This is a genomic window from Lysinibacillus composti (assembly GCF_016908465.1).
Lineage (GTDB): Bacteria > Bacillota > Bacilli > Bacillales_A > Planococcaceae > Ureibacillus > Ureibacillus composti_A.
The window spans coordinates 128126-150239 of sequence record NZ_JAFBDY010000008.1; the positions used below are offsets into that span (position 1 = coordinate 128126).

General features: G+C 34.9%; 22 protein-coding genes and 1 riboswitch. Of the genes, 5 read left to right on the plus strand and 17 right to left on the minus strand.

Annotation, left to right across the window (positions count from 1 at the left end; genetic code table 11):
• Window positions 1-129: 129 nt before the first annotated feature.
• The 4 genes from JOD29_RS10775 to JOD29_RS10790 form a co-directional block, all read right to left on the minus strand.
• Complete coding sequence (locus tag JOD29_RS10775) at window positions 130-1263, minus strand: aminotransferase class I/II-fold pyridoxal phosphate-dependent enzyme (RefSeq protein WP_124764800.1); 1134 nt, start codon at window positions 1261-1263, stop codon at window positions 130-132.
• Window positions 1264-2131: 868 nt separating this feature from the next.
• Window positions 2132-2854 (minus strand): amino acid ABC transporter ATP-binding protein, encoded by a 723-nt coding sequence (locus JOD29_RS10780; RefSeq protein WP_124764802.1) that lies wholly within the window; start codon window positions 2852-2854, stop codon window positions 2132-2134.
• On the minus strand, window positions 2841-3515 hold the full coding sequence (locus JOD29_RS10785) for an amino acid ABC transporter permease (protein WP_240033608.1): 675 nt from the start codon (window positions 3513-3515) through the stop codon (window positions 2841-2843). The genes JOD29_RS10780 and JOD29_RS10785 overlap by 14 nt, the downstream gene beginning before the upstream one ends.
• 124 nt (window positions 3516-3639) lie before the next feature.
• A complete protein-coding gene (locus JOD29_RS10790; RefSeq protein ID WP_124764804.1) occupies window positions 3640-4473 on the minus strand; it encodes a basic amino acid ABC transporter substrate-binding protein in 834 nt (277 codons plus the stop codon).
• 374 nt (window positions 4474-4847) lie between these two features.
• Between JOD29_RS10790 and JOD29_RS10795 the strand changes: the two genes are divergently transcribed.
• Together JOD29_RS10795 and JOD29_RS10800 are read left to right on the plus strand one after the other, a co-directional pair.
• Window positions 4848-6041 (plus strand): PucR family transcriptional regulator, encoded by a 1194-nt coding sequence (locus tag JOD29_RS10795; RefSeq protein ID WP_158610565.1) that lies wholly within the window; start codon window positions 4848-4850, stop codon window positions 6039-6041.
• A gap of 55 nt (window positions 6042-6096) precedes the next feature.
• Window positions 6097-6720 (plus strand): LysE family translocator, encoded by a 624-nt coding sequence (locus JOD29_RS10800; protein WP_124764808.1) that lies wholly within the window; start codon window positions 6097-6099, stop codon window positions 6718-6720.
• Between the two features lie 88 nt (window positions 6721-6808).
• Here the strand turns inward: JOD29_RS10800 and JOD29_RS10805 are convergent, their stop codons facing one another.
• The 5 genes from JOD29_RS10805 to JOD29_RS10825 all read right to left on the minus strand — a co-directional run bounded on the left by JOD29_RS10805 (window position 6809) and on the right by JOD29_RS10825 (window position 10532).
• Window positions 6809-7060: a PI-PLC domain-containing protein gene (locus JOD29_RS10805; RefSeq protein WP_338088307.1), complete on the minus strand. Its 252-nt coding sequence runs from the start codon at window positions 7058-7060 to the stop codon at window positions 6809-6811.
• Between the two features lie 156 nt (window positions 7061-7216).
• Window positions 7217-8308: a diguanylate cyclase domain-containing protein gene (locus JOD29_RS10810; RefSeq protein WP_124764810.1), complete on the minus strand. Its 1092-nt coding sequence runs from the start codon at window positions 8306-8308 to the stop codon at window positions 7217-7219.
• An 11-nt stretch (window positions 8309-8319) separates the two neighbouring features.
• A riboswitch (cyclic di-GMP riboswitch) is annotated at window positions 8320-8405 on the minus strand.
• Window positions 8406-8642: 237 nt separating this feature from the next.
• Window positions 8643-9287 (minus strand): DsbA family oxidoreductase, encoded by a 645-nt coding sequence (locus tag JOD29_RS10815; protein WP_124764812.1) that lies wholly within the window; start codon window positions 9285-9287, stop codon window positions 8643-8645.
• Window positions 9284-9469 carry a hypothetical protein gene (locus JOD29_RS10820; protein ID WP_124764814.1) on the minus strand — a complete coding sequence of 62 codons (186 nt, stop codon included), beginning with the start codon at window positions 9467-9469 and terminating at the stop codon, window positions 9284-9286. Before JOD29_RS10820 ends, JOD29_RS10815 begins: the two co-directional genes overlap by 4 nt.
• Before the next feature lie 202 nt (window positions 9470-9671).
• Entirely contained in the window at window positions 9672-10532 is an 861-nt protein-coding gene (locus JOD29_RS10825; protein WP_124764816.1) for a DMT family transporter, read from the minus strand.
• Between the two features lie 148 nt (window positions 10533-10680).
• Between JOD29_RS10825 and JOD29_RS10830 the strand changes: the two genes are divergently transcribed.
• Complete coding sequence (locus JOD29_RS10830; protein ID WP_124764818.1) at window positions 10681-12048, plus strand: aminotransferase-like domain-containing protein; 1368 nt, start codon at window positions 10681-10683, stop codon at window positions 12046-12048.
• Between the two features lie 307 nt (window positions 12049-12355).
• Here JOD29_RS10830 and JOD29_RS10835 read toward each other — a convergent pair whose 3' ends face one another.
• The 3 genes from JOD29_RS10835 to JOD29_RS10845 all read right to left on the minus strand — a co-directional run bounded on the left by JOD29_RS10835 (window position 12356) and on the right by JOD29_RS10845 (window position 13995).
• Window positions 12356-12592 carry an alpha/beta hydrolase gene (locus JOD29_RS10835; RefSeq protein ID WP_205101667.1) on the minus strand — a complete coding sequence of 79 codons (237 nt, stop codon included), beginning with the start codon at window positions 12590-12592 and terminating at the stop codon, window positions 12356-12358.
• A gap of 120 nt (window positions 12593-12712) precedes the next feature.
• Window positions 12713-13084 (minus strand): alpha/beta hydrolase, encoded by a 372-nt coding sequence (locus tag JOD29_RS10840; RefSeq protein WP_124764820.1) that lies wholly within the window; start codon window positions 13082-13084, stop codon window positions 12713-12715.
• Window positions 13085-13101: 17 nt separating this feature from the next.
• Entirely contained in the window at window positions 13102-13995 is an 894-nt protein-coding gene (locus JOD29_RS10845; RefSeq protein WP_124764822.1) for a DMT family transporter, read from the minus strand.
• Window positions 13996-14195: 200 nt separating this feature from the next.
• Between JOD29_RS10845 and JOD29_RS10850 the strand changes: the two genes are divergently transcribed.
• Window positions 14196-15062: a LysR family transcriptional regulator gene (locus JOD29_RS10850; RefSeq protein ID WP_124764824.1), complete on the plus strand. Its 867-nt coding sequence runs from the start codon at window positions 14196-14198 to the stop codon at window positions 15060-15062.
• A 136-nt stretch (window positions 15063-15198) separates the two neighbouring features.
• On the opposite strand, the gene JOD29_RS10855 is transcribed toward JOD29_RS10850, so the two are convergent.
• Window positions 15199-15876: a DUF2642 domain-containing protein gene (locus JOD29_RS10855; protein ID WP_124764826.1), complete on the minus strand. Its 678-nt coding sequence runs from the start codon at window positions 15874-15876 to the stop codon at window positions 15199-15201.
• Window positions 15877-16522: 646 nt separating this feature from the next.
• Between JOD29_RS10855 and JOD29_RS10860 the strand changes: the two genes are divergently transcribed.
• Window positions 16523-17866: an arsenic transporter gene (locus JOD29_RS10860; RefSeq protein WP_124764828.1), complete on the plus strand. Its 1344-nt coding sequence runs from the start codon at window positions 16523-16525 to the stop codon at window positions 17864-17866.
• A gap of 286 nt (window positions 17867-18152) precedes the next feature.
• Here JOD29_RS10860 and paiA read toward each other — a convergent pair whose 3' ends face one another.
• The 4 genes from paiA to JOD29_RS10880 form a co-directional block, all read right to left on the minus strand.
• On the minus strand, window positions 18153-18671 hold the full coding sequence (gene paiA, locus JOD29_RS10865; RefSeq protein WP_124764830.1) for a spermidine/spermine N(1)-acetyltransferase: 519 nt from the start codon (window positions 18669-18671) through the stop codon (window positions 18153-18155).
• Window positions 18672-19071: 400 nt separating this feature from the next.
• On the minus strand, window positions 19072-19839 hold the full coding sequence (locus tag JOD29_RS10870; protein WP_124764832.1) for an amidohydrolase family protein: 768 nt from the start codon (window positions 19837-19839) through the stop codon (window positions 19072-19074).
• 9 nt (window positions 19840-19848) lie between these two features.
• A complete protein-coding gene (locus JOD29_RS10875; RefSeq protein ID WP_124764834.1) occupies window positions 19849-21150 on the minus strand; it encodes an SLC13 family permease in 1302 nt (433 codons plus the stop codon).
• Window positions 21151-21386: 236 nt separating this feature from the next.
• On the minus strand, window positions 21387-22109 hold the full coding sequence (locus JOD29_RS10880; protein WP_124764836.1) for a GntR family transcriptional regulator: 723 nt from the start codon (window positions 22107-22109) through the stop codon (window positions 21387-21389).
• Window positions 22110-22114: the final 5 nt, after the last annotated feature.

The window sequence follows — 22114 nt, forward strand, 5'->3', positions numbered from 1 at the left end:
TATGTGAGGAAGGTTTGTCCTTATTCACAAGTATTTTCCTCTTGATTTTACCCCCTTCTTTAATTTAGATTTACATTAATAAAAGGCGGCAGAAAACTAGTTTCCTGCAACCTTTTAAAATTAATTTATTTATCTTGTAGCAACTTTTAAGTTAGCAAAGTATTCTCCTAGTACATTGAGACCTTCCTCTAACGTCTTCGGATCACCGAATGCATAGCCGAGACGGAAGGTGTTTGGAATTTCAAAACAGTCTCCGTAGCAGAGAGCTACACTTACTTTTTCAAGGATATCCTTACACAATTCATCACTTGGGATATCAAAGTCATATTTGATGAAGGCAGTCGTCCCCCATTGGTCATAATCACACGATAAATGAGGTTGCGTTTTGATCCATTTATCAAAAATTGCTTTGCTTTCACCAACAATTTCTCGGCTTCTTTCCAAAATCTTTTCAAAATGTTCAAATGCAATCGCTGTGATTAATTCATCAAATATTCCATTACAGATTGTGTCATAGGAACGTCTATTTTCAAGTCGGTCAAATGTTGCTTTATCCCTTGTTACAATCCACCCAACGCGTGTACCAGCCATTGAAAACACCTTTGACGTACTACTTGTTGCAATTCCCTTTTCATATAAATCCACTATTGACGTCATATAACTCTCTTTTAGACCACGGTAGATTTCATCACAAAGCACATACGCATCCGCGCTAGCAGCAATTTTACAAATTTCTTCAAGCATTTCTTTTTCTATGAATGCACCAGTTGGATTGTTTGGATTTGAAAGGGTGATCATTTTTGTGTTTTGGTCGACTAAACTTTTTAATTCATTTAGATCAGGCAAATAACCATTTTCTTCTTTTAGCTCAAGGTATCTTACCTCAGCCCCAAGAGACTCTGGAATTGAATAATGCTGTTGGTAATTCGGTACAATTGCGACAACATTGTCAGTTGGCTCCACTAATTCCGTGATAACCAGGTTATTGGCCCCCGTTCCCCCGTGTACCGTTAAGATCATATCTTTTGTAACATCTTCGTACATTTTGCTAATTGCAATTAACAGCCTTTCAAACCCGAAAAAGTGTCCATAATGAAGACTCATTTTTTGGAGCTCCTTCGTAAATTCATTGACATCTGCACCAATAAATTCAAATAACTCTTCAACGTTAAATGCTTTTACACAACTTGAGCCCAAATTATATTTTGCATCATCTACGATTGGGTTTAACCATTTTTCTAGTTTAAAATCTTTAATGTTCATATTGAACTCTCCTTTTAATTTACTAGATTACAATCGGTATGGACTTTCAAATGTACAGACTTGAATCTTTATAGTGTTATTATAATTTTAGTGTTTAGTTGGTTTCAAATTTGAATTTTGTTGGAAATTCTAAAAAAAATATATATTCTTCGTAGTTTATTATCAATTTTAGTTGAGTAAATTGATTGAGAAATTACCTTTTGTTTAATGGGTGAGTTAGGGTTCGAGTGGGACATTGAATGACATGAACTATATTGCAGGTTGGTGTAAACGGAAGATTGATTGATATGTAAGACGTAAGGATATTAAATGGTGTTATGAAATGCTTAGTGTCGGATTGTATTTTTTTACAAATTATTGGAGACGATTTATATTTTATTACAACTACTGTAGGGAAATGATTAGTTATTTTATTATCCAGTTTTGGTATTCATTCTATTGGTGAACGACTTTCCTATTGGATTTCCTTTTAGAGTTTGACTTTTTTCAGATGAAGACCCTTTTGCTTGTACTCTGATTAGATTTTGGTCTTCATATTTCCATTGAAGACCTTTTTCTTTGTACCATGATTTGTTTCTGGTCTTCATACACCTGATGAAGACCTTTTTGCTTGTACTCTGATTAGATTTTGGTCTTCATTCCCCCATGAAGATCTTTTCACTCTTACTCTGATAAGATTCTGGTCTTCATCCCCCCGTCTTTTCTATTAAATTTCCTACTAGTTTTTATCTTCTAATAGAAGTCATTTCTAAAAAGTATTCTGACGGAACCAACAAAAAAGCTGCCTTACTTTGAGAGGGAAAAACCCTCTTCTAGTAGACAGCTTTAGTAATTCAAATTTTTATTTGTTAGCTCGATCCGATGGTCGTTATAGCACCTTTGCTAAGAAACTTTTTGTTCGCTCTTCTTTTGGTTTGCCGAAAATTTCTTCAGGGGAGCCTTCTTCAACAAGATAGCCACCATCCATGAAAATAACTCGGTCACCCACTTCACGAGCGAAGCCCATTTCGTGAGTTACGATTACCATTGTCATTCCTTCATGTGCAAGATCCGCCATTACCTTTAGCACTTCCCCAACCATTTCTGGGTCAAGGGCGGATGTTGGTTCATCGAATAACATAACTTTTGGCTTCATCGCTAATGCACGAGCAATAGCCACACGTTGCTGTTGACCACCTGAAAGCTGGTCAGGGTAATTTTTTTCTTTATCTTGTAGCCCAACTTTTTTCAATAATTCTCGGGCAATTTGTTCACTTTCTGCCTTGCTTCTCTTAAGAACCTTAATTGGGCCAATTGTAATGTTCTCCAAAATTGTTAAATGCTTGAATAAGTTAAATTGTTGGAAACACATACCTACATGTTGTCTTAATTCGTGAATATCCGTTTTCGGATTCGTTAATTCTCTTCCAACAATTTCAATTTTCCCACTCGTTGTTTCCTCAAGTCCATTCAGGCATCGTAGGAAAGTACTTTTTCCGCTACCAGATGGTCCAATGACAACAACCACTTCTTGAGGTTTAATTTCGGTACTGATCCCTTTTAAAATTTCAAGTTTTCCATATGATTTATGAAGGTTTTCAACGTTTATCAAGTTGGACCCTCCTTTCTAGATAGCCAGCAAATTGTGATACGGAGAAGATAACAATGAAATAAATTACACCAATTGCAATCCAAATTGTAAATGGTTCAAATGTTGATGAAATGACAATTTGACCACGATAAACTAAGTCAATAATTCCGATTGGTGCTAATAAAGATGTATCTTTAATCGTTTGTGCTGATTGATTAACAAGAGGTGGAATCATACGCTTAAACGCTTGCGGTAGGACAATATAGCGCATCGTTTGAAATTCTTTCATCCCAATACTTGCGGCTGCTTCCTTTTGCCCGCGGTCCACTCCAAGAATACCTGCTCGAATGATTTCGGAAATATAGGCACCCTCATGTAATGCGAGCGTAATTGTCGCTGCAATAATCGGGTATGCTTTTTGACCAAACCATTCATTTAATGGTAATACTCCCGTTAAACCAAACACGATAAAGAATAATTGTACTAATAATGGCGTCGAACGGAAGACCTCAACATAAATCGAAGAAATCGCTCTTAAAACAGAAATCTTAGAAAGTTTCATCAAAGCAGCTACTAAACCAAAAATAACCGCAAGTACAATTGCTGCAATCGAATAGTATACAGTATACTTAAGACCTTCCATTAATTGTGGAAAGTTATCCCAAATGACTTGTGTATTCACTCGCGCCCCTCCTTTAAAATGATCTTGCCATAGAAATCTCAGATGTTAGCAAGGAGATAAAAGGAAATTAGCTTTTTACCAATTTCCCTTTATATGAATCTCATACTATTTAATAGATAAACTCTTAATCAACTTTAATTAGTACATCTTCAGGTTTTGCAACCCCTTCTACAAAACCATTCTTTTCACCATTTAAGTAATCAACAAATAGTTTGTCGTATTCGCCATTTTCTTGAAGTTTAGCTAATCCATCATTGATTTTTGTAACTAAATCTTCTTTATCTTTGTTGATTGCAATTCCATAATATTCACCAGCTAAAATGTCACCAACAATTTCACTATCTGTATCTTGTGTTTGAATATAGTTAATGTTAGATGGGTTGTCATATAGAATTGCGTCTACACCACCGTTATCAAGTGCGCTATAAGCTGTTGCAATATCAGCATATTGTTTAATGTTTTGATCTTCAATACCGTTACCAATCATGTAGTTGTAAGATGAAGTTCCTTTTTGAATACCGATTAATTTTCCATCTAGATCATCAAAGCCTTTAATTCCTGAATCAGGTTTAGTTAAAATAGAAAGTCCAGATTTATAATAAGCGTTTGAGAAGCTAACACTTTCAAGACGTTTGTCAGTAATTGATAATGCACCTACTACCACATCAACTTGACCTGCTTTTAAAGCCGGAATTAAACCATCAAATTGCATAGTTGCAAATTCAACATCGAAACCTTCAACTTCACCGATTTTTTTGATTAACTCAATGTCAAAACCAGTAAGTTCCCCATTTTCTTCTGAATCAAATGGTGGGTATGTTGGACTTGTCCCTACTTGTACAACTAATTTTTCTGGGTCAGCAGATACTTCTTCTTTTTCTGCATTATCTGATCCACACGCTGCTAACATAATAGCGGATCCAATAATTAGTAATAACATTAATAATGACTTTTTCACGATATTTCCCCCTAGTGTCTTTTAGATGTGTTTTAAAACTAGTTCCTTTGGGAGTATATTCCAAAGTTTTCTTTCACATTTTTGATATTTCTGATAATTTTCCGCAAAATAAATCCTTTAACACTTCAACCCTATCAATATGCACCCTCCAAGCTAGCAATATAAGATTAATCACATTTTACAAAAGTTAGAATAGATTGTAAACTACCAATATTATAAATTATTACAAAATTCACTTCATTCTATTATATTTTTTTAACTTTTAGTTTGAATTCTTCTAAACCGATTAACTTTTTATGTTGAAAAATGACGAATTTACACGTAATATTCTGAATAATTAAAAATTACGAATTTAAACACAAGGGGAAATGTTCGTGGATGTGACACTAAAAGATTTAATAGACTTAAACGTCTTCGATGGAATGAAGCTCATTGCAGGGGAAAAGGGGCTTAGTAGAAAAATATCATCATGCGGAATTTTGGACTACGAGCTTGATCGCAGTTTAAAGGATCGATATATTCATAGTAATTTTCAAGAGCATCAATTTGCGTTAACCACATTTTTATATGCAAAGGATGAAGAATACCTTATTAATGATGCGATTAAATACTTGGTTAATAAAAAAGCAAGTGGTTTAGCCATTAAAAATGTTTATCGATTGACCATTCATGATTCTGTGCTCCGCTATGCTGAATCAATGGACTTTCCTATTTTTCTCATTGATTCAACAATGTATTTCGAAAACATTATTATATCGATAAAAGATTCGATTGAACTGCTAGGAAACTTACATTACGGTCAAACAAAAATTGATACAATCTTATATAAATCTCTTGATCCAGATCATATAAGGCAACATGCGCTACAACTAAATCCATCCTTAAAGAATAACTATTTCATTATATATTTTTATGTTCAAGGACATTTAGATAATCAACAATTTTTTAAGATTCAAACTTCATTTAAAAATAGCAAACTGAATTCACCCTCTAATTCCTTATTCCGATATAACAACGGGTTTCTTCTATTATATTCTAATGATTTTATTGACTCCCATGATCAAGACATCTTATTTAAGGAAATCGTTCAAACACTTTTAGAACCAAACATAAAGTTCGCAATTGGAGTAAGTGATCTACATTATCGAATAGAAGAGATCAAACAAGCTATGCATGAAGCTTTCTACGCTGCCCTTTTACACCATCTAGGAAATTCAGAATTGTTAAAATATAAAGAGATTGGAACCTTTAAAACTATTTTTCCTTTTGCGCAAACTGAACCGATGCAAAGGTTTAGCAAACATTATTTAAATCCATTAAGAGATTTTGATGCGGAGAATACCTTGTTGCTGTTCGATACACTTACCCAATTTATTATGTGTAACGGAAATTTACATGAATTGTCGAAAAAATTATCCTTACATGAAAATACGCTTCGTTACCGTCTAGATCGAGTAGCACAACTTACCGGATTAAACTTCAAAAAACCAGAGCACTACGAACAACTTTCTTTAGCCGTAAAAATTCATATTTGTTCGGAACTATTGAGTGAATTTGGAGTTGTGTAGGGATTGGGACAGTGGGGACAGGTTCACTGTCCCAAAATAAAAAGGAGGAAAAAACATGGAGCTACTATCGATTATTTCATTTTTGGGTGCAGCAATCGTCCTCACTCTTATGCCAGGACCAGATAATTTGTTTACCTTGGCGCAGAGTATGGCTAAAGGAAAAAACGCTGGGATCTATACAACGTTAGGGCTTTGTACAGGATTATTAGTACATATTACAGCGGCAACCATCGGAATTTCAGCATTGATTTATCAATCAGCTTTTGCATTTACCGTTGTAAAATATGCAGGTGCTGCATACTTGTTATTCTTGGCATATAAGTCTTTTAGGGAAAAGGATTCGAGTTTTAACCTTAAGCATCAGGACAATTTAGATTACCGTTCGTTGTACAAAAAAGGGGTCATCATGAACCTATTAAATCCGAAAGTTTCTTTGTTTTTCCTAGCATTCTTCCCACAGTTCATTAACTATGAGAATGGTAATGTTTCTGCTCAAATGCTTGGCTTAGGAATTCTATTTCTTATTCAAACTTTAGTTATTTTTACTTTAATCAGTATCTTTGCCGGAAAAGTTGGGGAGTTCCTTCGTAAAAACACTTCAATCTCTAAAAAGATGAACATGATTCAAGGGTCTTTGTTTACATTAATCGGGTTAAAAATTGCTTTTAGTGAAAAATAATATGAAAGAGTAGTGGTAGGCTACTCTTTTTTTATCTGTAGTTAGCGGTAAGTAAATCGTTCTCCGCGCTTAGAAGTATAATTTAGGTTCAGTATTCTTTTAATATTGGGGAAATCTTATCAATACGATTTGTCCATATACTTCCAGAATAGTTTTTTGGTAGGCGTTCTAAGTCTTGCTTTTCATCAAACCCTTCAGACCATCCACCATCCCCTGCTACGAGGATTACTCTTGTATTCGCATTGGCCATTCTGTTTAGAAATTTACTTGGATACCCCCACATATATGAAGCGTATTTTTCTGGGATATGCAATTGCGTATTTTCGCATGTAGACGGCATATAACCTGTCCCGCCTACTGCGATATAAGGATGTAAACAACTTTTGAGCGTATCCAAGGACATCACACGCAACTCGGGTAACATTTTACTCTCGTATAGGGACAATAGGGGCAGGTTCACTTTCTCACCTTTTGGGTGGGACAAGGGACCTGTCCCCTATGTCCCTCCCCCAAATAGTTGAAAATTATTTTTTCCACGTTGTTTCGCCTGATACATCGCCACGTCGGCATTTCTAATTAATTCTCTTACTTCATGACCATGTTGTGGATATAGGGCGATCCCTATACTTGGAGTAACACGAGCTTTTTTTCCAAAGATAATCATTGGAGAACTTAGGCTTTCAATCATCTTTTCTGCAACCTTTATATGTTCATCGTGATTAATTTGATTCAGAATTACTAAAAATTCATCGCCACCTACTCTTGCGACGGTCCCCATTCCATCTACACATCTTTTAAAGTATTCACTTACTTGCTTTAGGAGAATGTCTCCTCCATCATGACCAAACGAGTCATTCACTTGTTTAAACCCATCCAAGTCAATAAACATAACACCAAAGTTCAGTTCATTCTTTTCTGATGTTTTCAACAACTGAGTAAGTTGATTCATGATGGCTCTTCGGTTTGGTAATCCCGTTAACTCATCTTGATATGCTAAGCGCTTTACATTTTCAATTTCGCTCTTTTGGATTGTAATATCTCTGACGATCAATTCTCTTACCGATTGACCTTTGAAATCAATCTTAGTTGATTTATATTCTAGGTCAATGATCGCACCATCCACTCTTCTCACTTTAATTTGCTGGTTGAATTCACTATTTGGGCGTTTTTCTATTTGTCCTAATAAATTGTGAAACAGCTCTTTGGAATCATCATGGACAAATTCATTGATGTTTCGATTTATTAATTCACTTGATGAACTTAAACCTAATAGGTTTGCGCCACTTTCATTGATAAAGAGGATTTTCCCTTTCTTATGAATAATAATGGCTTCAGGAGATAATTGGACTAAACGTTTATAGTGTTCATCTTCTTTTTGAATTTGATCTATTACTTTTTTACCTGTAAACAAAGCCCAAAACATTAAAGCTACTTCAAAAATTGGGCTAATGAAATCTACAACTAATTCAAATAACCCCTCATCCTCAAATTTAAAAAGGCGAATAATTGTATTATCTAAGAAATCCAATAATGAAAACAATATGATAAAGATTGAAATAATCATGATTCTTCTTGCAAAAAGTTTCATTGTGATCTCCCTTCGATAGCCCAGCCATCATAACAAGGATGTCTTAGATCTGTGGCTTTGCGTCCCCATTTTTCAATAAGGTTTGCCATTTCGATATGTGAAGTTACATTATAGCCTTAGGTAAATAACCAGTCGACTACCATTAATCCCTATATTTATTTTATGTATTACTAGGAAAGGCTTCCTACTTTTCTACCCAATTGATGCAAATTATGTATTTCGGATTACCATACGTAATGCTAGTTCAATACTAAGTATTATCAAATTAGACTAAAAAAACCCAAGAGAACACTGTAAAAACAGTTTCTCTCAGGTTTTCGATTCATCTTAACAGTTATTGATTTGCTTTTTCTTCCCAAACTTTATCTAATACTTGTTTAAAGTATTCTGGTGGTCGTGCTCCAGAGGCTGCATACTTATTGTCGAATATAAAGAAAGGTACACCTTGAACGCCCACCCGACGTGACTCAGCAAGATCTGTTGTTACATCATTCGCGTACTCTTGATCTTCGATGATTGTTCTTACTTTTGCTTCATCTAGACCTATTTCTTTAGCTAAACGGACAATCGTTTCTTCATCACTTAACACTTCGCCTTCGTTAAAATGCGCATTATAAAAGCGTTTAAAGAATTCAGTGCCTTTTCCTTGTTCCTTCGCGTATTGGAAGACATGATGTGCTTTAACTGTGTTTGTAAATTTCGCAATATCATAGTTGATCGTTACGCCAGAATTCGATGCCATATCCACTACTTGTTTCATCATCGCTTTTGATTGTTCTAAAGGCACTCCCTTTAGATCCGAAAAGGCTTGATAGTAGTCCTTACCTGGTGTGTATTGTGCATCTGGTGAAAGGAGGAAACTCTTGTACTCGATTTCGACCTCATCCGCATGCTCAAAATTTTCCAATGCTTTTTCTAAATTGGCTTCTCCAATATAGCAGAATGGACATACAAAATCTGACCAAATAGTTATTTTCATTTTTCTCCCTCTTTCTTTTCCGTTACCGGCCCACAAATACCTGTACTTACATCACAGACAAAACCTGTGGAATCATCAAACTCTATACTCGTTAATTCCGGAAAACTTTTTAGTTCCGTTAAGTTTACGTTAGATTTTTCTTCTTTAATATTAAATGAATCTTTTTGTTTATCATTTAACAACACTGATTCCTCCTCTTGAAGTCTATCTGGAAATTGCATTAGATGTCGTTTTAATTCAGATTTCAAATTCATAGGATTAACTGTTACTAATTACGCAACTTGTAACCATTATAGTTACAGTCTAGTTTTCTGTCAAACACTCATTACTACGTTTTGATTCTTTAAGTGTATCCCCTTGTGAAATGGGACGAGGTACCTGTCCCTACTGTCCCTTTCCGATAATCACACAAATCACTACGATAATTGCTAAAACAATTGTTAGCCATGTAATGGTTTCTCCTAAGAAGATGACGGAAAAGCCAATCATTAAGAAGGGCTGTAAATATTGAATCTGACCTACTCTTGCGATCCCTCCTAGAGACATGCCACCGTACCAAGCGACATAGCCTAAAAACTGGCTTACTACAGCTAAGTAAAATAAACTAATCCAAGCTTCAATTGGTGCTTGTAACATGTCAGCTGATAGACTTAAGCCAACCGGGATCATAAAGAATGGCGTTCCTATTACGATTGCCCAAGCGATGACTTGCCAACTGCCAAGCTCTTTTGATAGTTTTCCCCCTTCGGCATAACTTAAGCCAAGTATTAGAATTGCTATAAGTAGTGCAATATCTCCTTTTTGTAATTGACCTAGCCCTAAAAAAGCGGCATAAACTAGTACTGTTATCGCACCTATTATACTCGCAATCCAATAGCGTTTTGAAGGTCGCTCGCCTCCGCGTATCATTGCAAAGCCAGCAGTTGCAAGGGGCAATAAAGCCAATTCAATCGCACCATGGGATACCGGCAGTGATTCCATGGCGAATGTTGTTAATAACGGGAACCCCAGTACCACACCAAGGGCAACAATGCATAAACTTTTTATTTGTCTTTTATTTGGTAAGGATTCTTTTTTAACGATAAAAATAATACTGACGATGATTGCTGCAATGACTGTCCTACCTAATCCAACAATTGTTGCACCAAAATAAGGGACCGCGATACTTGTCGCTGGTAATGTAAGACTAAAACAAATGATCCCAATCAAGCCGAGTAACATCCCTCTTTTTAAATTGCTTTCCATTCAAATTCCCCCTTCACAAGGCATTACATGTCATTCATAATCATGGTAAAACCAATTAGCTAATTAGGATGATTGTAGTGAAGTTCAACTCTTTTTTATAGAAGTAAATTCACCATCTGTCATGGGACAGATGCTAAGGAGAGCTTAGATGACCATAAAATATAGGGGTATTTTAGAATGGGTGAAGCAACAAATAGAAGAAAAGCAGTTAAAAACAGGCGATAAATTACCATCTATACGACTGCTTGCTGAACAATTTCAATGTAGTAAAAATACAGTTGTAAAGGCTTTACTTGAATTGGAGAAGCAACATATTGTCTATGCAAAACCTAAAAGCGGTTATTACGTAGTTGATTACTTCCAAACTCCTACTCCGGATGAAAAGATTGATTTTTTATCTGCTGGGCCCGATCAACGAATTATGCCATATGAGGATTTTCAGCATTGTATGAACCAAGCGATTGATCATTATAAAGAGCAATTATTTACTTATAATGATCATCAAGGACTTTACTCATTGCGAGGGGAGCTTGCAAAGTATTTACAACAATTACAAGTGTTCACGACACCTGAGCGGATCGTCATTACTTCCGGATCACAACAAGCGCTTCATATTCTGTCTGCCCTACCATTTCCAAATGGAAAAAGGAATATATTAATCGAGCAGCCTACTTACTTTGGCATGCTTGATACATTAAGGTTAAATCATCTTCCAACGTTAGGAATTGACTTATCTATGGACGGTATTGATTTTGAACGACTTGAGGATTTATTTCGCACGAATGATCTAAAGTTCTTTTACATCGTTCCAAGATGCCATAATCCACTTGGTCATCATTATACAAATGAAGAGAAGAAAAAAATTGTAGCTCTAGCGGAAAAATACGATGTCTACATTATAGAGGATGATTTTTTAGCAGAATTAGATACAGATTCAAAAGCCGATCCGTTGTTTGCCTATGAACCTAACGGAAGAGTAATTTATGTGAAAAGTTTTTCGAAAGTATTTTTGCCTGGATTACGTATTGCGACAGTAGTACTCCCTGAAAAGATGATTTCTACCTTTGTACATTATAAATTTAGCGCAGACTTCAATACTTCCCCACTTTCACAAGGAGCACTAGAAATCTATTTAAAAAATGGTATGTTTCAGTATCATTTAGAGAGTGTAAAAAAATTGTACTTAACTAAAATGAATCTATTGGTAGAAGCTTGTGCTTTGTATTTACCGGAATATGTACAATTTACTAAGCCAAAATTCGGTTTTTATCTCACTATCTTTTTGCCCCCACAAATCAATGTCGATCAATTAATAAACCGATTACATGAAAAACATATTTTTGTAGAGAACGCTACTAGAATGTTTTTAGCCGAATACAATCAGCCAGCCATTCGACTTTGCATTTCACAAGTAAATGAAAACAAGATTCATCTTGGAATTCAACAATTAGCAACGTGTATCAACGATTTGTATGAAAAAAAGAAAAATATTCCCCTTTCGTTTAAATCCTTTTAATAAAGTTTAGGAAGGGATTCCGAAAATTGAAAAGATAAGCCGGGATAAATCTATTTTTACAGAATAATTTAAGCAAATTGCTTTGTAAAATAACTCATAAGTTAAATTGATTGAAGTGAAGGGGCGAGTGTAGCTGACGGCTGCGCCTTTCGCTACAGAGCAAAGCTTCCTGCGGGAAAAGCGTGAGCCTTGAGACCCCGCAGGAACGCAGTGACGAGGAGGCTCAAGCCACGCCCGCGGAAAGCGTCCCCGGAACGGAAATCAATATTCTAAAATAACAGATTGCAGAATAATATTTTAAGTTATTTCATTTCATAAAAGACAACACTTCATCAAAAACGGATTCTTGATCTTTTCCTAAAGTAATTAAATGTTTGGAGTTTGGAAAAGCTTTTATCTGCTTAACACTTGAGGATACATTTTCATATAGAAAATTTGCACTTTCTTCGTACAAAGTGTCATCCTTGTTCCCATTATAGATAGCTACAGGTGATGTGATATCCGAAATATGATCCATTGTGCGATGAATAAATTGTTGGAACATTTCAAATTAATGGAGCGACATTTCTTGAAACGACACTAATTCTTTAGCAATCTCTTCTGAAGACTTCCCTTCTAGTTGCTTATATGCTTTTGCATAATCAATGAGTCGCTGTTTTAAGCGTTAAGGTGTACGGTCTTTTGGAACGCTCATGACAATAAGTCGATCAATCGGCTTTTCCTGTGCAAGTTTTAACGTAAAGATTCCACCTACTGATAATCCTATAACCGAAATTTTTTTAACTCCTTGAGTTTGTAGAAAATCGTAGGCTTCTTGTACATCTTTCCACCAATCATGTATTGTTGTGGTTAACAGTGACTCTGACTGTTCTCCATGTCCATTGAATAATGGAACATAACACGTGCAATCTATTTGCTTGTTCAAGTACTCTGCTAATTTTTTCATATCACGTGTATGACTTGTATAGGAATGCAAGAGTAAGATTCCTTTGTCATTCCCCTTTAAAAAGAGTTCTTTTGCTGGTCGGATATGCATTCGATCACCTCGGTTCTTTACATATTTTTAACCTTATACGATTCATTATGGTCATTACTTTTCGACCGAAACATCTCCCCATAGGCTGCTCCACCTAGGATAAACACAGCCCCCACTATTTGCAAAGGAGATAATGTTTCTCCTAAGATGGCGGCTGAAAAAATCAATGCCGAGAGAGGTTCCAAATATCCGAGTATTGACACAGACTGAACGGGCAGATGACCAATGGATGAAAAGTAGAAATAGCAACCGATGCCAGTATTAACAATGCCTAATATTAGAATCGGAATCCAATTTCCTTCCACTATCTCAACGGAAAACCCTTGCTTAAATCCCATAAAAATGGCTACCGTTAAAAAGCTCACCATTAACTGACACGTGGCATTTTCAAGTCCTGTTATGCTAATTGCCTTTTTATTGAATACCACCATGATGACATACATGAAGGCCGATAAGATTCCGAAAATCAATCCCATGGAGATTTTGCCCTCTGCAAAAGCTTGCCCATTTACACAAACCATTCCAATTATCACTGCTAGAAATCCTAGTATTTTAGCGCTTGTCATCTTTTCTTTAAATAATAGTGGCGAAAGAATCATGACGATGACCGGGCCACAATAATAAGCAAGCGTGGCAATACTTACACCAATTTGTGCAAATGCCTCAAATAAAAAGATCCAACTTGCTCCCATCGCTACACCAGAAATCAACAAATACAGCAAGTGAGATTTATTTTTCCAAAACTGCATTTTCTGCTTAGCCAGTGCGAATACGAAAATTAAAAATATGCTCCCAATTAAAGTCCGTAAATAAACGATTTCATAACTATTCAATACTATGTAACTTGCAACAATTCCATTTGAACCAAATAGAAGCAATGCAACGACATATTTAAAATAGGCATTTTTCATATATTCTCTCCATAATTACTAGAATTTATATGGAATTGAACGCTGTCAGGTGAAATTTCCAGTACATAAACCTTCAATACATATACTCCCCTTTCAAACTTGATTTTCAATAAGTAATAGCATAGCATACTCATATGTATTACAAATTTGAATGTTTCTCATGTCTAACATAACAAAATGGAATGTAAGGGCGGACTAATATGAATATCCAAAAATATATGGCCTTCGTTAAAGCAGTGGAATATGGGAGTTTTACAAGAGCTGCTGACGCATTAAACTATACCCAGTCAGGCATTAGCCGGATGATCAACGATTTAGAATCAGAGTGGGGAATTACTCTTTTCGAAAGAGGACGTGCCGGGATCACTTTAACTTCTGACGGCTTAAAATTACTGCCCCAATTACAGCGAATCTGTAATGAGCATGAATTGTTAATGATGCAGATTGAGGACTTACATGATATCGAGTCAGGGATCATTCGGATTGGAACATTTTCAAGTGTGGCAACCCACTGGCTACCGAATATAATTAAGTACTTTAGGAAGGACTATCCTGGAATTGATTTTGAAATGCTGTTAGGAGATTATACGGAGATTGAAAGTTGGATTATCGAAGGACGGGTCGACTTTGGATTTTTGCGACTACCGACAAATGCAGAAATGGAAACAATATTTGTGGAGCAAGACCGATTGCTCGTAGTTATTCCTGAAGATCACCCACTGGCTGATTGCAATCAATTTCCAGTCAACGAATTGGTGAACAGTCCATTTATGTTATTAGAAAAAGGAGCAAAAGCAGAAATCTCTGAGATATTCGAGAAGCACCAAATCTCACCACAAATTTCTTTTACAACATGGGATGACTATGCCATTATGTCGATGGTGGAAAACGGGCTGGGAATTAGTATATTACCAGAACTCATTTTACAACGGATTCCATACCAAATTTTCGCAAAAGAACTTGAAGTACCTGCTTATCGAAATATTGGAATTGCTATGAGAGAACAAAAGTCACTTTCCCTTGCAGCTAAGAGGTTTTTAGAATATTTATCTTATAGAAAGAAATAGGGAAATGATTTTGGTGAGTGTTTCGGTGATAGAAAAGTGCTAGGCATCTTACAAAATACTTTTTACTAGTCCTTCTTCGCAAAAAACTCAGACAAGGAGCCTTTAAAAAACTCCTTATCTGAGTGCATCGTTTTTATTACACTTGATGAACAATTTTAATATGGTTGAGGTTGAGATAGGTCGATCTGGATTTCCCATTTTGAATCTCAATAATTTGACCATTTATATTTTTAATTCGACCGATATGAGAAGATTCTTCTCCAAGATTTAAGACAACGAGTTGATTTTTAAGTTGATCAATTTGAGAGATGAAATTATTAATAAGTGATGGATTTTTAATCTTTGATAAACTTAAAAATTCATTTTCACTTAGTCCGTATGGGAACTGATCCTTAATGTATGGAATTAGCCATTTCAAATGTTGAGTTGAAATGAACATCGTTTTGTAAATCGGAGACTCAAAAACAAAATAATCGTCCAACACTGACGTAATAACCCCATGTAGTGATTTGTTTATCGTTACAAAAATCTCCACGTGCATTCCTTTTGCTCGAGTAAGAATATTTGTAAGCGTTAGATCCTTGTTCGACACATTCGAAATAAATGATGGTCTTTCAGATGGTTGCTGAATATTATTTTCATTATCAGCGTCTAGTTCCAATGATTTAATATGGTCAATTGGTATATAAACAAAATTCAATCCATCATAAATGACAATCAGATCACTACCCAATTCAATCACTGAACCGTTTAGTACTTTTCCTCCCAAGAGTTCAATGACAGTAATTTCTTTATTTAAATTTTGGAATGCCATAATCAAATTCACCTCCATATTATGCAATATCTAATTTACTAAAGTAATAGTTAAGCAATACTATCCAAATTGGCATGAAAATAGAGAATCCTACTTTAAGATATTCTGGCTACCCGATTAATGTTCCCCGTTTAATAATTAGTGGTTCAATAGATGGAATAAGGCTGGGACATAAGTAGTTACCCGGGTAATGATATCACCATTAATAAGTGCTAAAAACCGGTTGCCTAACACTGTAGACAGCGGCAAGTTTAGAAGGACATTTTATAAGTGAGCGGACCACCGAATTCTTAAATTTCATTTTTTAGACGTCCCATTAAAACTTTTTTCTATCAAATATCTTACAAAATCAAAACATAATACATTTATCTATGAAAGAAAATGCATGAATTCAGTTTCCACTTGAATTCATGCATTTTTTAATTTTCACAGCCTTCTGAAAAAGGCTTTAAAACGTGTTAAAAGGTATGCGTTTCTATTTGATATATTTAGGTTTTAAACCAAGGGAATTCACGTTTTTCACATATTTATAAGTATAGCAGCAGCACAAATTTGATGAAGGGAGGTGAAAGGTCCAAATTCTATTTTGCTAGATTAACTATTCCAGGAAATTGAATAGATGACATTAAGAATAGGAGAAAATTCTATGCAACCAATAGCGATAATAACCATTCTCACCTTTTTGGTTACTCTAGGTTTCATTCTATGGCGGCCTAGAAATATGAACGAAGCAATCCCCGCTACAGCCGGTGCGATTATTATAATACTTTTTGGCAGTGTATCAATGCAAGATCTCCTCACGATTACTCAAACGATCAGTGATGCTGCGATTACGATTATTGCTACTATTGCCATGGCCATTGTGTTAGAAAGCTTTGGGTTCTTTAACTGGGTAGCAGAGAAGCTCGCCGAAAAAGCAAAAGGGTCTGGTATTCGATTATTTTGGTATGTCAACCTTTTATGCTTTTTCATGACCCTCTTTTTCAACAATGACGGAAGTATTTTAATAGCTATACCAATCCTCATTATGCTATTAAACAATATGGGCTTAAAAAATCATCAAAAAATCCCCTATCTATTATCGGGAGGGTTAATTGCAACAGCGTCCAGCGCTCCAATTGGTGTTAGTAACATCGTTAATCTTATTTCATTAAAAATTGTGGATATGAGTTTATATTCACAAACAGCAATGATGTTTGTCCCTGCAACACTCGGTTTATTATTACTAGTTTGTTTACTTTTTTTATATTTCAGAAAAACCTTACCAAAGACTGTTCCTACAAATGTAACAGGGATGACTCTTCCTTCTTATCATCCCATCAATCAAACGGCTTTTGGAAATTCTGCGAAAGATCGTACTCGATTTATGAGAAACGTACTTCTTTTTGTTTTTGGGGTTCGTTGTAGTCTCTTCATTGCCTCTTATTTAGGACTTCCCATTTCAACCATGGCAATCCTTGGATCACTCGTTTTATTAGGTTGGAGATGGGCTTATTTAAAAATACCTCCAGGTGATATGCTCAAAAAAACACCTTGGTATATTATTTTATTTGCCTTTAGTATGTATGTAATTATTTATGGACTCAATAATATCGGATTATCAGACTGGTTAATTCATGTGATGAGTCCAATGGTAAGTGACAACTTACTAAACACTAGTGTTTTAATGGGTGTCCTGCTTACCGTTTTATCTAATATTTTTAACAACCATCCCGCGCTTATGATTGGAACAACTACACTAACAAATATGCCTCTTGACGCTATTGAATTGAAAGTTGCCTATTTGGCTAACGTAATCGGAAGTGACATGGGTGCATTATTACTTCCTATGGGTACGCTTGCCACACTCATGTGGATGCACATCGTTAGAAACGGAAAGGTCAGGGTGACATGGTGGGATTATATTAAAGTAACCATCGTTGTGATTCCACCTACCGTTATTTTTACATTAGTCGTTTTATTTTATTGGGTTACATGGATCTTTTATTAAGACAACTAAAGATGCACTACACAACATAATATATGATTGTTCAAGTTAATTGTTCTAATACAACTACAACTTATCCGATAAAACATCATCGCTACAACTAGTAATCAACCCGACATCTCAATTGTTCGATGTTTAAAAGCTTTGCCCAATAAAAGAAAAAGGTGATTTTCGATTCAACAAGTAATAAAAGTCAACACAAAAAAGGAGTCTACATTGTTGTAGGCTCCTTTTTCATATCATTTGGACAATCTTGGTCCAAGATCGAGGAATTGTAAAGGTTAAAAAATCACTGAAGTGTTTTGATCATGATTAAGTCCATTTGTTCTTCATCACCCATATAAAATGAGTGGGCACCTGTTTCTATAAATCCTAATTTCTTATAAAAAGCGATAGCATTGTCGTTCTTTTCCCACACACCTAGCCAAATTTTGTTTTTATTTTGTTCTCGTGCAATTTCGATTGCTCGATTAAATAGGATTTTACCTAGCCCATGTTTCTGAAATTCGCTCTTTATATAAATTCTCTCTATTTCAAGTGCTTCTTCGCCCATTGGTTCTGACTGGGCTTCATTTGTATTGAGCTTTAAATAGCCTGCTACTTCATGATTGACAGAAACAAAAAAGAATTCCGAAGATGTATTAAATAATTCTTTTTCTAATTGATTTACGTTGAATGCTTTTTCTAAATAGGCTGTCATATTTTCAGGTGAATTTTGATCTTTAAACGTAGCATTGAATGTTTCAATGCTTATTTCTTGAAGTGTTTGTAGATCTTCACGGTTACATCTTTTTATTATTATATTCATTTCTTCACATCCCCTTATTAGAAAATAATACTCTCTACTGAACTAGCAATCGACGAGGAACACTTTGTTTCTTATACACTTTATTTTGTTGCCATTACAATTAAAATGATAAAATAAATTTACCGTATTTTTGTTGCATTTGCAACAAAAATACAATTGTATTCACCTAAAACACTCTAGCCATTCCTTTGCTATTATAAAAAACAGACACATTATCTTTTTGCGTCAGTTTCATTAAGTAAAGTAACACTTGTAGTAGCACCCATTTCCAAATAAAAAAATCCCCTTATAGTAATCAGTTACGAATCTATCTTTTAACTGACCACTATAAGGAAATATCAGGAATCATGTATTAAATGATGTTGCATAGTTTAAGCAGCAATATATAATCTTGTTCAAGTTATTGATCGAGGTACCACTTTTCCCCATTTCGGAAGAAAATTCGATCTTGCGCTTCTTTACCTACTGTTTCTTTAATTAATTCAATATCATTAGATGAGAATCGATAGTTTGCTCGTGTTGAAGGCAAATCACTGCCAAACATAAGGGAACTTGGGTTTTCTCTATATAATATGGGAATTAATTCTCTGACTTCATCACGTTCATAGCCAATCCGTCCAAAGCCTGTCAAACGAATAGGAATATCTGCATTCACAATTTTTTTCAACTGATCTATTGAACACTTATGCATGCCTAGATGATCAATGGATACTTTTGGTAAAGTAAAAATTAGTTTTTCTAATTCACTATCAATTGTTTGCAAATTAAGATAAAGTTCTGTCTTCCAGTTACATAATTTATTAACTTTCTCTGAAAGCTCTTTAATTTCCTTTGGTGAAGCAGATAAGCCTCTGTATAGGTTGAATCTTATTCCTTTTATTCCGACATCGTTTAATTTGAAAATTTCTTCATCGGTTGTATCGAATGGAAGTTGAGTAATCCCCACAAAATTCTTGCCTAATTGTGAAATTGCCTCTGCAAAATAATCTTGATGATACCCTTGAAATGAGCCTGACACAATGGCTCCACCAGTTACTTCAATCGACATTTCCTTTAATTCCTTTAAATAATGATTCACTGTATAATAATCAGGCACAAATCCTTGATTTTCTACAAGAGGAAACTTTGGATCAATAATATGAAAATGAGCGTCAAATATTTTTTGCATAATTATCTCCTATAAAATAAACATTAAAATCAATGTCGCAACAATAGCAAACCCTATCCCTAATGGCGTTGCTTTATAAAGTAAATCATTATAAAATTTCTTGGATTCTTCTTCGTCTAAACCACTGTTACCAAGGATTAAACTACCACCTGTAGAGAATGGCGCTAATGCTGATGATTGGGCGCCAATTATAATAGCAACCGCAATTAACGAAGGACTGAAGCCTGTAGGACCTACAATACCAGCAATCATTGGGAACATAAGTGGTGCCACAACCCCCAAAGTACTACTAAAGATTGACATAATACCAGCAATAACTGCCACAGCAATCGGAACAATAAAGGATGGCATATTATTAATCATAGAGGCTAATAAATCGATTGTTCCCGCTTCAACGGCAACATCAATTAACATTCCTACCCCTGACACGAGCCATAAAGTATTCCATGGTACTCTTGCCATAACTTCTTTAGGTTTGTCCTCGGCTAATTTTAGTATGTATGCAAGAATTGCAAATACAACTGCTAGTAACGTAATGTCCGTACGTTGGTTAATAAACTGAATCATTTCATTCTCTTTCATAAATGTAGATAGCATTGGCACTCCTAATACAATTACCATAAGAAGAATGATTAAAGATATATTTAGTTTTTGTTTTTTTGTAAATCCTTCTGGTTTTTCAATATTCAATTCAGCAATTTGACTGTTTTTTCTATCAAAAATCATCAAGAACAACATGATAAATATTGGATAGATAAATGAAACAACAAAGATATCCCTTGTCAGAACATTCGCGAGGTCTGCAACAGCTGTTTCACTTAATAAAGAGTTAAAGAGTACCCCATGAGCACTATACATGAAATTTGCACCAGAAAGCGAACCTAATGAAACGGCGAAGGAAGCGTGCAATTTATTCATTCCTGATGTTTTACATAATGCCATTGCAATCGCACCCATAACTGCCACAGATGTGAAGAAACCAGCACCCATTCCTGAAACCAACGCTGTAATAAAATACAAAATTAAAGGTAGCCATTTTGTTTGTTTTTGAAATCTATAAAGTAATAAATGAGCAATTTTCTCTAAAGTACCATTTACTACTGCAAAATTAAAGAAGAGCGCTAACGTGAAAATTACTAAGAATAGTTTGGTTGGAAATGTTGCCAATAAATCATTAATAGGCATCCCCAAAACAAAACAACCAATAATATAAGCGAATGCTAAAGCAACTAAACCGGTATTAATGTCTAGCTTTTCCCCTAGATATATTGCGATAATAATAGCTAGTATTATTAAAATAGAATAGAACATAAATTTCCTCCCCCTTGATAGAACAATCATTTGTATTAATCTAATTTTTTACTGAGTATAGTGATAGTGAAAAGATTTGTTACATTTTTTCGCTAGTGACTGTAAAAAAAATTTCATTTTCAATTACTTCTTATTTGGCATCTCCTGGATAGTTTTTTATTGTTCATAAAACACAAATGGAAGCCCTTACAAAATAATGATGAGCTATAGATTTAGTTTAAAAATGACTACGATCTCTATTCTAAACTTAATACTGATTTGTATTTGTACATGTCCCCACGATAGGAAGATGCACCTGTTAAAACACAATCACTTTTTACTTTTAAGTCAACACTTCTATATAAAATTGGAGATCCGACAGAAACACCCAGAATGTTTGAAATCTCTTCACTAGCAAGAACTGCTTCTATTTCAATTTCTCCTTCAGAAAGGGCCATATTAAATTTATTTAAAAATAAATGTGAGAAAGAATAATTAATATATTCCTCATCAGTAATTTGTTCACCATACTTTTTTAAAAGGTACCGGTTATCGATTACAACTGGTATGCCCTCTGATAGACGTAATCGTTTTACCTGATAAACCTCTTCACCAGGCTTTACTCCCAATTTTTCATCTATTCCTTCTGGACAAGGCACAGATCCCCTATATAGCAACTTGACAGTAAAGTTTTTTAAGTACCAGCCACGAAAAAAATTATCTAATTTAGCAATATCTGTTTTTAATTTGTCTTTTCGAACAATAAATGTGCCTTTTCCTTGAATACGGTTTAAAAGACCTTCATCTACTAGTAATTGAACTGCCTGCCGAATCGTCATTCTAGAGACATCGAACATTTTTATTAGTTCATCATCGCTTAAAAATTTTTCTTGTCCTTCTTTGTACATTTCTTCTATTTTTTTTCTTAACCTATTAGCAATTTGAACGTACTTTGGAATTTGAGTATTAAAATTACTCATGCTCC